Annotated in this window: 10 protein-coding genes; 8 read left to right on the plus strand and 2 right to left on the minus strand. The window is 48.0% G+C overall.

Annotated features, from left to right (window positions below; genetic code table 11):
- Positions 1 to 26 precede the first annotated feature (26 nt).
- Genes VP472_RS03355 through VP472_RS03365 form a run of 3 tightly spaced genes read left to right on the plus strand, consistent with a single transcriptional unit; the run spans position 27 to position 3,103 of the window.
- Entirely contained in the window at positions 27 to 1,769 is a 1,743-nt protein-coding gene (locus VP472_RS03355; protein WP_077721902.1) for an adenine deaminase, read from the plus strand.
- A 24-nt stretch (positions 1,770 to 1,793) separates the two neighbouring features.
- Positions 1,794 to 2,789 carry a DUF3048 domain-containing protein gene (locus VP472_RS03360; protein ID WP_063174586.1) on the plus strand — a complete coding sequence of 332 codons (996 nt, stop codon included), beginning with the start codon at positions 1,794 to 1,796 and terminating at the stop codon, positions 2,787 to 2,789.
- A gap of 2 nt (positions 2,790 to 2,791) precedes the next feature.
- Positions 2,792 to 3,103, plus strand: coding sequence for a YerC/YecD family TrpR-related protein (locus VP472_RS03365; protein ID WP_003155745.1), 312 nt, complete (start codon positions 2,792 to 2,794; stop codon positions 3,101 to 3,103).
- Positions 3,104 to 3,138: 35 nt separating this feature from the next.
- On the opposite strand, the gene VP472_RS03370 is transcribed toward VP472_RS03365, so the two are convergent.
- Complete coding sequence (locus VP472_RS03370; RefSeq protein WP_073981994.1) at positions 3,139 to 4,713, minus strand: FMN-binding glutamate synthase family protein; 1,575 nt, start codon at positions 4,711 to 4,713, stop codon at positions 3,139 to 3,141.
- Positions 4,714 to 4,908: 195 nt separating this feature from the next.
- Between VP472_RS03370 and VP472_RS03375 the strand changes: the two genes are divergently transcribed.
- From VP472_RS03375 to VP472_RS03395, 5 genes are all read left to right on the plus strand, one after another.
- The gene (locus VP472_RS03375; RefSeq protein ID WP_146276278.1) at positions 4,909 to 5,598 is read left to right on the plus strand and encodes a heptaprenylglyceryl phosphate synthase; all 690 of its coding nucleotides are present in this window, start codon (positions 4,909 to 4,911) and stop codon (positions 5,596 to 5,598) included.
- Between the two features lie 57 nt (positions 5,599 to 5,655).
- A complete protein-coding gene (gene pcrA / locus VP472_RS03380) occupies positions 5,656 to 7,875 on the plus strand; it encodes a DNA helicase PcrA (protein ID WP_071391407.1) in 2,220 nt (739 codons plus the stop codon).
- A gap of 24 nt (positions 7,876 to 7,899) precedes the next feature.
- Positions 7,900 to 9,906, plus strand: coding sequence for an NAD-dependent DNA ligase LigA (gene ligA, locus VP472_RS03385; RefSeq protein ID WP_017419034.1), 2,007 nt, complete (start codon positions 7,900 to 7,902; stop codon positions 9,904 to 9,906).
- Positions 9,907 to 9,921: 15 nt separating this feature from the next.
- The gene (locus tag VP472_RS03390) at positions 9,922 to 11,118 is read left to right on the plus strand and encodes a CamS family sex pheromone protein (RefSeq protein WP_003155737.1); all 1,197 of its coding nucleotides are present in this window, start codon (positions 9,922 to 9,924) and stop codon (positions 11,116 to 11,118) included.
- Between the two features lie 236 nt (positions 11,119 to 11,354).
- Positions 11,355 to 12,350 (plus strand): phosphotransferase enzyme family protein, encoded by a 996-nt coding sequence (locus tag VP472_RS03395; RefSeq protein ID WP_015388584.1) that lies wholly within the window; start codon positions 11,355 to 11,357, stop codon positions 12,348 to 12,350.
- 36 nt (positions 12,351 to 12,386) lie between these two features.
- On the opposite strand, the gene VP472_RS03400 is transcribed toward VP472_RS03395, so the two are convergent.
- A complete protein-coding gene (locus VP472_RS03400) occupies positions 12,387 to 13,079 on the minus strand; it encodes an MgtC/SapB family protein (RefSeq protein WP_003155735.1) in 693 nt (230 codons plus the stop codon).
- Positions 13,080 to 13,144: the final 65 nt, after the last annotated feature.

The following is a 13,144-nucleotide window of genomic DNA, read 5'->3' on the forward strand; positions in this document are numbered from 1 at the left end:
TAATATAAGCGAAGGAGAGTATGTGAATGTCCGAACGTACCTTTAACTGGAAAAATAAAGACATCAGATCACAGGCGGATGTTGTAGACTCAAAGCTGCTTCCAACGCTACTTTTACGGGATGCTCTCGTATTAAATCCTTTTTTAAAACAATGGCTGAAAAAAAACGTCTGGATTTACGGAGACCGAATTGTATATGTTGGTCATGAGCTTCCTGATGCAGCAGAGCACATTCATACCATAAATTGTGAAGGAAAATACATTGTGCCAGGTTACATTGAACCGCATACACATCCTTTTCAAATATATAATCCCCAAACGCTCGCCGAATATGTGTCTCAATTCGGAACAACGACGTTTGTTAATGATAACTTGTTTTTTCTTTTGCACAGCGGTAAAAAGAAAGCGCTTACTATATTGGAAGAACTGAAAAAACAGCCGGTGCAATATTTCTGGTGGTCCAGATATGATCTGCAGACTGAAGTGCTGAATGAGGATCAGCTCCTTTCTTTTGATGTCCGCAAGCAATGGATTGAGCACCCGGATGTCATTCAAGGCGGAGAATTGACCGGATGGCCGCGCCTCATGGACGGCGATGACTTGATGCTTCATTGCATGCAGGCGACAAAGAAACTGCGCAAGCGGATAGAAGGGCATTTTCCCGGAGCCTCTGAAAAAACACTGACGAAGATGAAACTGTTCGGGGCTGATTCTGACCACGAGGCGATGAATGGAGACGAGGTGATGAGACGGCTTGAATTGGGTTACTATGTCTCGCTCAGACATTCATCCATCCGCCCTGATTTGAGAACGATTTTGCAGGATCTCCATCAAAAAGGCTTCCGGCATTATGATCATTTCTTTTACACGACGGATGGAGCGACGCCGCATTTTTATAAAGGCGGCATGACGAATGAATTAATTAAAATCGCTTTGGAGGAAGGGGTTCCGGTGATTGACGCCTACAATATGGCCTCCTTTAATATCGCGAAGTATTATCAGATGGATGACTTTCTCGGTGTGATCGGTCCGGGCCGGCTTGCTTCATTGAACATTCTCGATGACCCGATGAATCCGGACCCGGTCACGGTGATCTCCAAAGGCATCCTGCTGAGGGAAGACGGCCGAAATATGAATGCGTTTACAGAAACAGATTGGAAAAAGGGCGGTCTTGTCCCTCTTGAGCTTTCATATGATATGACGATGGATGATTTACAGTTTTCAATGCCGATGGGTGTGATTATGCGCAACGCCGTCATTATGGAGCCGTATATGATTGCGATTGATAATTCTGTTGACCAGCTTTCTTTTGATCATGATGAATGCTATCTCACGCTTCTCGATAAGCATGGAAAATGGCGGGTCAATACGATGCTGAAAGGTTTTGCCGATCGGGTGCAGGGCTTTGTCAGTTCTTACACGACAACCGGAGATATTATCGCTGCCGGAAAAAATAAAGAAGATATCCTGCTCGCTTTCTCACGGATGAAAGAAATCGGCGGCGGAATCGTGCTTGCCGAAAACGGGAAGATTCTGCATGAGATCCCCCTCGCCTTAAACGGTTCTGCATCCGCGGAGAATTATGAAGAAGTGCTTGAGAAAGAGCAAAAACTGAGGACGTTGCTGGAGGAGCGGGGCTACCGATTCTGCGATCCGATCTATACGCTGCTCTTTTTGCAGAGCACACACCTGCCTTATATCCGCATTACGCCGAGAGGAATATTCGACGTGATGAAAAAAACTGTACTCTTTCCATCGATAATGCGTTAAAATATAAAAGCAGGGAGCCGACATATGAAAAGATGGAAAACCGTTTGTATGCTTTGTTTTGCGTTTTTGCTGCTTGCCGCCTGCCGGCAGAACAATGCCGATCAGGTGCAGCCGAAAGAAGCGGAAGCTCCTTTAACGGGGCTGAAAACTGAGCAGAAGCTTGCAGAACGCCGTCCGATTGCAGTCGCAGTGAACAATCATCCGAAGGCGAGGCCCCAATCCGGGCTGTCAAAGGCGGATGTTGTCATCGAAGCGCTCGCGGAGGGCCGGATTACGCGGTTTCTCGCGATTTTTCAAAGTGAGATGCCGGAAACGGTCGGGCCTGTGCGGAGCGCGAGGGAATATTTTGTCACGCTCAGCAGCGGGTTTAACAGCATATTTGTCCATCATGGCTGGAGTCCCGGCGCTAAAAAGCAGCTGGAGTCCGGAACTTACGATTATATAAACGGTTTGGATTTTGACGGAAGCCTGTTTTGGAGAGCCGATTTCAGCAAGCCGCCCCACAATTCCTACACGTCGTATGACAATATCAGGAAGGCGGCGGAACAAAAAGGATACAAGCTGAACGGAAAAACAGAACCGCTCCCATTTCAGACATCAGATGCAAAACCCGGAAACGAAACCTACAATATTCGGATAGATTATGGAACACAAAACGTTACAAATCTTGTCGAATACGATTATGATAAAAAAGCTGATGCTTATACAAGAAGCTCTGATGGTGTGAAAGCGACAGACCGGGAGACCGGAAAGCCTTTAGCCATGCACAACATTTTTATTGTTGAAGCCGGCCATCGCATGACAGACAAAGATGGAAGGCGGGCCATCGATATTCAGTCAGGGGGGAAGGGCCTCCTGCTTCAGCACGGCGATGTTATAGAGTCAGACTGGGAATATAAAGACGGCCGTATTCTGCCCGTAAAAGGCGGTGAGATTCTTCCGTTTGTGCCAGGAAAGACATGGATTAATATCGTGCCTGATCTCGATGCAGCTTCCATTAGTAAAGGAGAAGGTGTTTGACGATGCAAATCGATAAATTACGCGGAAAAGAACTGGACCAGTTATTTTTATCTATTTTATCGCTGAAAGATCTGGAGGAATGCTATCGTTTCTTTGACGATCTTTGTACGATTAATGAAATCCAATCGCTGGCGCAGCGTTTGGAAGTGGCGAGAATGCTCCGCGAAGGAAATACGTATCACAAAATTGAAAGCGAAACGGGTGCTTCCACAGCGACGATTTCCCGGGTGAAGCGCTGCTTAAATTACGGGAACGACGCCTATGAAATGGCGCTTGACCGCGTAAACAAAGGAGAATCCTCCTCAGCTACGTAAAAAACCGCTCTGCCGATGACGGCAGGCGGTTTTTTTTATGCGTGCTGATTCAAAAGGCCGGGAAGTTCCCTCAGGCTTCCGTCTTCCTCCCGGTATACGATGTGTTCAGCTGAGAAATGAATCGGCGAGCTGATACCCGCCGCCGCGGCAAGGTGAAACAGCCCTTCACGCAACGAGAGCACGTAGTTGCAGACGCGGTGCTGTTTATCCTCGATACTGAGCGCGCGCTGAAGTTTTGGATCGGTTGTCGCTACTCCGACAGGACAATGATTGGTGTGGCATACTTGAGCACGGATACAGCCGACTGAAAACATCATTCCCCGGGCAATATTGACAAAATCCGCGCCTAACGCGAGGGCAACGGCAATCTTATCCGGAGTGAGCAGCTTTCCGGATGCGAAAATTTTCAGCTTATCTCTTATACCGTATGTCTTCAAAAGGCCGTCAACAAGGGGGAGGCCGGTCAGAATCGGCAGGCCGACGGAATCCGCCAGTTCATGGAAAGAAGCTCCCGTTCCCCCTTCACTGCCGTCAATCGTAATAAAGTCGGGAAGTTTGCCTGATGAACTCATACAGGAAATAAGGTCTTCAAGGTCTTTGCGGCTGCCCGGGACAATTTTGATGCCGACCGGTTTTTCACCGACAGTTCTTAATTTCTCAATGAAATCAAGCATGTCCGGAACATTTGAGAATTCGTTGAAGCGGTTTGGGCTGTCAATGGATTGTCCGGGCTGCACATTTCTGATGGCGGCAATTTCTTCGGTCACCTTTGAACCGTCAATATGACCGCCTCTTGCTTTCGCCCCTTGCGCAAGCTTTAATTCAAAGGCTTTAATCTGCTCGAGGCGGCTTTTTTTCTTAAATTCTTCCCATGAAAATTCTCCATCTTCAGTGCGCACGCCGAACAGCCCGGGGCCGATTTGGCAGATAATATCCGCGCCGCCTTTCAAGTGATATTCAGACAGACCGCCTTCGCCTGTATTCATCCATGTGCCGCCGGCCTGGTGCAGCCCTTTTGACAGGGCGGTGATTGCCCGGTCGCCAAGTGAGCCGTAGCTCATCGCTGATTGTCCGATTAACCCTTTTACATAAAACGGTTTCTTGCACGTGTCGCGGCCGATCACTTGCACATCGTCCGGATGCAGGTAATAAGGGTCCGCTTTTGCTTTTTCACGGTGTTCGCTGCGTTTCAGCAGGTTGTCTTTGTCAATCTTGTATACCATCGTGTCGATCTTCGGCGTCTGATCTGTGCGCAGCTCCTCCCTTTGTTTCGGGAAGAGGGCGTTACGGATATAATAGCCCGGCTGATCGAAATCCCGTTCTGAGCCGAAGCCCATCATTCTGCTTTTATACTTTCCCGACATGACCGTCTGTTCATATTCTCTCCGGGAAAACGGCTGTTCTTCGTTATCATTGCTGAATAAATACTGCCGCAGCTCAGGTCCGATTTTTTCAAATATATAGCGCAGTTTTCCCGCTGCGGGATAATTGCGCAGCACTGAATGTTCTTCCTGCTTTTCGTCTCTTATGTATATCCAGAGAAACAATGCGGCGGGAACTAAAATAATAAAAATCAATATACAAATCAGTACGATAATGGCTTGTTCCATTGAGACCAGACTCCTTGCCTTTTTTCTCTTTGACATTCCACATATTGTCTGTTTTCAAACATAGACGTTTCCCGTCCGGCGGAGCGCAATCTTTTTTTGTGAATCAGGTGAATGACGTCTTTTTCCGTTTTTCCGGGCCAAACGAATTTGTTATAATGTTTAAATGGCAAGAAACGAATGGAGGAACGAAAACGCATGTACGATGTTAACGAGTGGAAGCATGTTTTTAAACTCGATCCGAATAAAGATTTACCGGATGAACAGCTGGAACGGCTTTGTGAATCAGGGACTGACGCCATTGTGATCGGAGGAAGCGACAATATCACCGAGGACAATGTGCTGAGACTGATGTCAAAGGTGCGGCGGTTTTTAGTGCCGTGCGTACTTGAGGTGTCGACGATTGATTCCATTGTGCCCGGGTTTGATCTTTATTTCATTCCGAGTGTGCTCAACAGCAAAAAGGCGGACTGGATTGTCGGCATGCATCATCAGGCGATGAAAGAATACGGAGAGCTCATGTCAATGGAGGAAATCGTGACGGAGGGCTACTGCATCGTCAACCCTGATTGTAAGGCGGCCGCTTTGACGGAGGCGGATACACATATAGAAACAGAAGATATTCTCGCCTATGCGCGGGTCGCGGAACATTTGCTTCATCTCCCGATTTTTTATCTGGAATACAGCGGGATGCTGGCGGACATAGAAACGGTGGAGAAAACGAAGGCTGTGCTGGACAAGTCCGTCCTGTTTTACGGAGGCGGGATTAAAGACGAGGAAACGGCGGAACGGTTCGGCCGTCATGCCGATGTCATCGTTGTCGGAAATGCCGTATATGAAGATTTTGATCAGGCGCTCAAAACGGTGGCGGCTGTAAAGACAAAGTAGCCAAGCGAACGAAATTGATTTATGATAGAACATATGTTTGATAGGCGGTGAACGGATATGAATTACATTAGCAATCAATTATTAAGCGGATTAAATCCCGTTCAGCAGGAAGCGGTCAAGACGACGGACGGTCCGCTGCTTCTGATGGCGGGCGCGGGAAGCGGAAAAACACGTGTGCTGACGCACAGAATCGCATACTTAATGGCGGAAAAACACGTGGCGCCATGGAACATTCTGGCGATTACCTTTACAAATAAAGCCGCCAGAGAAATGAAGGAGCGGGTGGAGAGCATTCTCGGACCCGGCGCGGATGAAATCTGGATTTCCACCTTCCACAGCATGTGCGTGCGGATTCTGCGCAGGGATATTGACAGAATCGGCATCAACCGAAACTTTTCCATTCTTGATACGGCTGATCAGCTTTCCGTTATTAAAGGGATTTTGAAAGAGCGGAATATCGATCCGAAAAAGTTTGATCCGAGAAGTATTTTAGGCTCCATCAGCAGCGCCAAAAACGAGCTGATCGAACCTGAGGAATTCGCAAAAACGGCCGGCGGCTACTACGATCAGGTCACGAGTGACGTGTATACCGATTATCAGAAAAAACTGCTGAAAAACCAATCGCTCGATTTTGATGATTTAATCATGACGACGATTAAGCTTTTCGATCGTGTGCCGGAAGTGCTTGAGTTTTATCAGCGCAAATTCCAGTACATTCACGTAGACGAGTACCAGGATACGAACAGGGCGCAATACCTGCTTGTGAAGCAGCTTGCGGCCCGCCTTGAAAATATCTGCGTCGTCGGTGACTCCGACCAGTCCATTTACAGATGGCGCGGGGCGGATATCGCGAATATCCTTTCCTTTGAAAAAGATTATCCGAGCGCAAACGTGATTCTGCTCGAGCAAAACTACCGCTCAACAAAGCGGATTCTGCAAGCGGCTAACGAAGTGATCAAAAACAACTCAAACCGCAAGCCGAAAAACCTGTGGACGGAAAATGACGAAGGCATCAAGCTTTCTTATTACAGCGGCGACAATGAATTCGGCGAAGGCCAATTCGTCGCGGGCAAAATTTATGAGCTGCACAGCTCGGGGCGGCGGAAGCTTTCCGATATCGCGATTTTATACCGGACAAACGCCCAGTCGCGCGTCATTGAGGAAACCCTTTTAAAATCCGGTCTGAACTACAATATCGTCGGCGGAACCAAGTTCTACGACAGGAAAGAAATTAAAGACATTCTCGCATATCTGCGCCTTGTGTCAAACCCGGACGACGACATCAGTTTTACGCGGATCGTCAATGTGCCGAAGCGGGGCGTCGGCGCCACTTCGCTAGAAAAAATCGCTTCATATGCGGCGATGAACGGAATGTCAATGTTCCAGGCGATCAAACAGGTTGATTTCATCGGCGTCAGCGCAAAAGCGGCAAACGCGCTTGACGGCTTTGGCGCGATGATTGAGAATCTGACGAACATGCAGGATTATCTGTCTATTACGGAACTCACGGAAGAAATTCTCGAGAAAACGGAATACAGAGAAATGCTGAAGGCCGAAAAATCAATCGAAGCCCAAAGCCGCCTTGAAAATATCGACGAGTTTCTTTCCGTGACGAAAAACTTCGAACAAAAAAGCGAAGACAAGTCTCTCGTCGCGTTTCTGACCGATTTGGCGCTTATTGCGGATATTGACCAGCTCGACCAGAAGGAAGAGGAATCAGGCGGAAAGGATGCCGTCACTTTAATGACACTGCACGCCGCTAAGGGGCTTGAATTTCCTGTCGTGTTCTTAATGGGCATGGAAGAAGGCGTGTTCCCGCACAGCCGCTCCCTGATGGAAGAAGCCGAGATGGAAGAAGAACGCAGGCTCGCATATGTAGGCATTACGAGGGCGGAAGAAGAACTGTATTTAACGAATGCCAAAATGCGAACCTTATTCGGCCGCACCAATATGAATCCGGAATCCCGCTTTATCAGGGAAATACCTGGCGATTTATTGGAGAACCTAAATGAGAAGAAAACACCTCGCATGCAGCCGGGACGAAAAGTGCAGCCGAAACGCGGGCCCGTATCCCGTCCCGTTTCCTACGCGAACAAAACAGGCGGCGACTCGCTCAGCTGGGCGGTCGGCGATAAAGCGGGCCATAAAAAATGGGGCACCGGAACGGTTGTCAGCGTAAAAGGAGAAGGCGAGAGCACCGAGCTTGATATCGCATTCCCGAGCCCAGTCGGCGTGAAGCGTCTGCTTGCAGCTTTTGCGCCGATTGAAAAGCAGTAACCTGAAGAGGAAAGGAAGAACATGATGGACAAAGAAACAGCGAAACACCGGGCAGAAGAATTGCGCCGCACCATCGATCAGTACAGTTATGAATATTACACCTTAGATGAACCGAGCGTGCCGGATTCCGAGTACGACAGACTGATGCAGGAGCTGATTGCCATAGAGGAAGAGCACCCGGAGCTCAGAACGCCTGATTCGCCTACACAGCGGGTCGGGGGAGCGGTGCTTGAATCTTTTCAAAAGGTGCAGCACGGCACGCCGATGCTCAGTCTCGGCAACGCATTTAACGATGATGATCTCCGCGATTTTGACCGCCGCGTCCGTCAGGCTGTCGGTGACGGCGTCGCTTACAATGTGGAGCTGAAAATAGACGGTCTTGCTGTTTCTCTCCGTTATGAAGACGGCTATTTCGTCAGAGGCGCGACAAGAGGAGACGGAACGACGGGCGAAGATATCACGGAAAACTTAAAAACGATCCGCAACATTCCGCTGAAAATGAAACGGAATCTTTCCATAGAAGTGCGCGGAGAGGCGTACATGCCGAAACAGTCATTTGAAGCGCTCAATGAAGAAAGGCTGAAACATGAAGAGGAGCCGTTCGCCAATCCCCGGAACGCGGCTGCGGGCTCACTCAGACAGCTCGATCCGAAAATTGCAGCGAAACGAAATCTTGACATCTTCGTCTACAGTATAGCGGAGCTTGACGAAATGGGTGTGGAAACACAGAGTCAGGGCCTGGATTTTCTGGATGAGCTCGGTTTTAAAACAAACCAGGAACGGAAAAAATGCGCCACGATAGATGAAGTCATTGAAATGATCGAAGAGCTGCAGGCGAAGCGGGCCGATCTCCCTTATGAAATTGACGGAATCGTCATCAAAGTCGATTCGCTCGACCAGCAGGAAGAACTCGGGTATACGGCAAAAAGCCCGCGCTGGGCGATTGCTTACAAATTCCCGGCGGAAGAGGTCGTGACAAAACTGCTCGATATCGAACTGAATGTCGGAAGAACGGGCGTTATTACGCCGACCGCCGTTCTGGAACCGGTAAAAGTCGCGGGAACGACGGTCTCAAGAGCATCCCTTCATAACGAAGATTTAATTAAAGAGAAGGATATCCGCATTCTCGATAAAGTGGTCGTCAAAAAAGCGGGCGACATCATCCCTGAGGTCGTCAATGTCTTAATTGAACAGCGGACCGGGGAAGAAAAAGAATTCAATATGCCGACCAGCTGCCCTGAGTGCGAAAGCGAACTTGTCCGCATTGAAGGGGAAGTCGCGCTGCGCTGCATCAATCCGGAATGTCCGGCGCAGATCAGAGAAGGCCTGATTCACTTTGTCTCACGCAACGCGATGAATATTGACGGACTCGGAGAACGTGTCATCACACAGCTTTTCCGTGAACATCTCGTCCGTAATGTCGCTGATTTGTATAAGCTGACGAAAGAACAGGTCATCCGGCTTGAGCGGATGGGGGAAAAATCAACTGACAATCTGATCAGCTCCATCCAAAAGTCGAAAGAGAATTCGCTGGAACGCCTGCTGTTCGGTCTCGGCATCCGTTTTATCGGCTCAAAAGCGGCCAAAACACTGGCCATGCATTTTGAAAGCCTGGAAAATCTGAAACAAGCCACGGAAGAAGAGCTGCTTGCGGTAGATGAAATCGGCGAAAAGATGGCCGATGCCGTTATCACCTATTTCCGCAAAGAGGAAATGCTTGAGCTTTTGAATGAACTTGAGGAACTCGGTGTGAACACACTCTACAAAGGCCCGAAAAAAGTAAAAGCGGAGGACAGCGACTCTTATTTTGCCGGCAAAACCATCGTGTTAACCGGAAAGCTTGAAGAGCTGTCCAGAAATGAAGCCAAGGCGCAGATTGAAGCGCTCGGCGGAAAGCTGACGGGATCTGTCAGCAAAAAAACAGACTTGCTGATTGCCGGAGAAGCGGCCGGAAGCAAGCTGACAAAAGCGCAGGAATTAAACATTGAAGTATGGAATGAAGCACAGCTATTGGGAGAGCTAAAGAAATAAGAGGAGTGTTTTCTATTGAAAAAGATGTTGGCATTGGCGGCGACGGCAACGGCGGCAGTACTCATGCTGTCGGCCTGTTCGCCGAGTTTCGGGGGAAAAAAAGAGGAAGAGATCACGCAGAAAACGGCAAAGTCTTCTGAAAAAGCGATCATACCGAAATATAATATCTCTGATTCCTACTATAAAATGGTGCTCCCGTTTAAGGCCGGAAAAGCGCGCGGCCTGACCGCGGACCGGCTGAACACGAGGCTGGACATCGATGAATTCGAGACGGGGCTGATGCGGCTCGCTCAAGACACGTTCCCGACGGATGACTATTTGTATCAGGAAGGCCAGTATTTAGATGAGGACACGGTACTCAGCTGGCTTGACCGCAAAAAAGAGGGCAGTGATCTGAAAAAGGCGAAAAAGGCAGACGCCAATTTCCAGAATCTCGGCTTAAACCCGGTGCTGCCAAGCTCGGGATCAGCAAAAGAGAAAAACGAAAACAGCCCGATTTACTTAGCGTCCATGCTTGAGCAGGATTACTTAGTAAGAAAAGATAAAAATTCCATCCAGCTTGGCGGTGTCATGATCGGTCTCGCTCTCAACTCTGTATACTATTACCGCGAAAACACAGGTGATCCGCAGCAGGAAGTGGAGCTCAGCGACAAAACGATCCGCAGCCACGGTGAAGAAATCGCACAGGAAGTCGTTAACCGCCTTCGGAAAATGGATAACCTGAAAAATGTGCCGATTACCGTCGCCCTTTATAAACAAGCGCCGAAAACATCAATCGTACCGGGGAATTACATTGCGAAAACAGAAGTCAAGGCCGGCTCATCCACCATTTCAAACTGGGATGATGTCAAAGAAAAGTACGTCTTCTATCCGGCGGATACAGACACGGCTAAGAAATACCCTGATGATTCCGAAGTGTTTAAACGCTTCAAAAACGCCATCGACAGCTACTTCCCGAATTACACCGGAGTTGTCGGAACGGCAATGTACGAAAACGATGAAATGAGAAAAATGAAGATTGAAATCCCGATGCAATTTTACGGGAAAAGCGAAGTCATCGCCTTTACCCAATACTTAACAGGTGAGCTGATGGATTATTATTCAAAAGGCTCAGTTGATGTCGAAATTAACATTACCTCGTCTGACGGGCAGGAAGCGCTGATCGTCCGCAATGCGGGTGACAAAGAACCGACCGTCCATATTTACGATTAACCAAGATGCCCTTGTTCATTTCTGTATGAGCAAGGGTTTTTTAGTGTGAATATCGTTGGAGAGAGGAATGAGGTATGTTAATATATTTGTATAATTAGGAATTAACAGGAAAACACATTGCATTTCTAAGCGGATGTTACGAATCTGCTGTGAAAAAAGAAGGGCAGGAATGTTGATGAATGACATTTGCTGAGTACACACACCGCCTACAAACGTTATGAAAAGGGTGAATCAGCATGCATAAAGATATTAAAGCGATTTTTGAGGAAGATAAGGTGCTCGCTGAAGCAGGTGAAATATACGGATTTACCAAGTTTCAATTTATCGCGGACGCAGAGAACTACGTATATGAAATTGTGAAAGATAACGAACCGTATATCTTAAAAATTACGCATACGATCAGAAGAACACCGGAATATATTCTCGGAGAAATGGAATGGCTTCATCATCTGGCAAAGGGAGGGCTTTCAGTAGCAAAGCCGATTCCTTCATTAAATGGCAAAGATGTCGAAGAAGTGCCGGACGGAAAAGGCGGAGCGTTTTTATTAAGAGTCTATGAAAAAGCGCCCGGACGCAAAGTGGAGGAATCAGACTGGAACGGAACTCTGTTTTACCAGCTTGGAAAGTACACGGGGAACATGCACCGGCTGACGAAAAGCTACCGTCTGAGCGATCCGGCATATAAAAGGCAGGAATGGGATGAAGAGGAGCAGCTGAAGCTGAGAAAATACGTGCCCGCAGATCAGCATCTCGTATTTGAGCGGGCGGATGCTCTAATGGAAAAACTGCGCCGTTTGCCGAAGAATCCTGAAAACTACGGCCTTGTGCACGCCGATCTGCATCATGGCAATTTTAATTGGGACAACGGAAAAATCACTGCATTTGATTTTGATGATATCGGCTACAATTGGTTTGTGAATGATATCAGTATTCTGCTGTACAACATGTTGTGGTATCCGGTCATCCCATATGAAGACAAGGCCGCGTTTACGGGTGAATTCATGACTCACTTTATGAAAGGCTACAGGGAAGAAAATGACCTTGATTCCGCATGGTTTGAACACATCCCGGATTTCCTCCGGCTGCGCCATATGCTGATCTACGGATTATTGCATCAGGCGTTTGACCTCAATTCACTCGGGGACGAGGAACTCGGGATGCTGAAAGCCTTCAGGCGCGATATCGAAAATGAAACACCGATTACGGAGTATCAATTTTCTGCATTCGTATAAATAGAAAAACGCCGGCTGAATCCAGCCCGGCGTTTTTTATAACGTATCACATTTCACTCCGACGACGCCCTGAATTTCTTTAATATCATAATAGACGTCAGTGGTGTAGCGGTTTTTATGAACACTGACTTTCACTTCCATAATCGGAAATTCTTTTTCACCCAGATCATCAATCCGGACGGAGTGAATGCGGAGCTGTTTGCTTTTCATTTCCTTTAAAATCTCGGTCATTTTGTCTTTATCGGAAAGAGACATTCTCACGCGGATATCCTTTTCCTTCAAGCGGTTGGGACCGATTTTTCTGATCAGCCACGGAAGAAATTCGACACTGATCAGGATAAACAAGAGGCTTGCGAACGCCTCTTTATAAAAGCCGGCGCCTGTAGCCAGACCCAGCCCGGCCGCGCCCCAGATGATAGCCGATGTCGTCAGGCCGGATATGACGTCATTGCTTTTACGCAGGATCACGCCCGCGCCGATAAAACCGACGCCGGAAATGATTTGGGCGGGAAGGCGGAGCGGATCCATCATGATACGGTAATATTTTGGGAAATGATATGCCGCATTAATGCTGACGATCGTCAGCATACAGGAGCTGACGGCGATGACGATACAGGTTTTCAGTCCGAGCGGTTTGTTTTTCAGTTCGCGTTCAAGACCGATGATCATGCCGATCAGCGTGGCAATGCCCAGCTTTAATAAAATGTCTGGTTCGATAGGCCAGCTCAATTTGCACAGCACCTCCGCAATTTTTCTTATAATAAATTGATATGATTTTCTCACAGTATTTATAG

Source organism: Bacillus sp. MT(2024), assembly GCF_036362845.1.
GTDB classification, from domain to species: domain Bacteria; phylum Bacillota; class Bacilli; order Bacillales; family Bacillaceae; genus Bacillus; species Bacillus velezensis.

Excerpts from the sequence above, each read along its gene's own strand:
- VP472_RS03355 (WP_077721902.1), top strand. The coding sequence starts at position 27 with ATGTCCGAACGTACCTTTAACTGGAAAAATAAAGACATCAGATCACAG.
- VP472_RS03360 (WP_063174586.1), top strand. The coding sequence starts at position 1,794 with ATGAAAAGATGGAAAACCGTTTGTATGCTTTGTTTTGCGTTTTTGCTG.
- VP472_RS03365 (WP_003155745.1), top strand. The coding sequence starts at position 2,792 with ATGCAAATCGATAAATTACGCGGAAAAGAACTGGACCAGTTATTTTTA.
- VP472_RS03370 (WP_073981994.1), bottom strand. The coding sequence starts at position 4,713 with ATGGAACAAGCCATTATCGTACTGATTTGTATATTGATTTTTATTATT.
- VP472_RS03375 (WP_146276278.1), top strand. The coding sequence starts at position 4,909 with ATGTACGATGTTAACGAGTGGAAGCATGTTTTTAAACTCGATCCGAAT.
- pcrA (WP_071391407.1), top strand. The coding sequence starts at position 5,656 with ATGAATTACATTAGCAATCAATTATTAAGCGGATTAAATCCCGTTCAG.
- ligA (WP_017419034.1), top strand. The coding sequence starts at position 7,900 with ATGGACAAAGAAACAGCGAAACACCGGGCAGAAGAATTGCGCCGCACC.
- VP472_RS03395 (WP_015388584.1), top strand. The coding sequence starts at position 11,355 with ATGCATAAAGATATTAAAGCGATTTTTGAGGAAGATAAGGTGCTCGCT.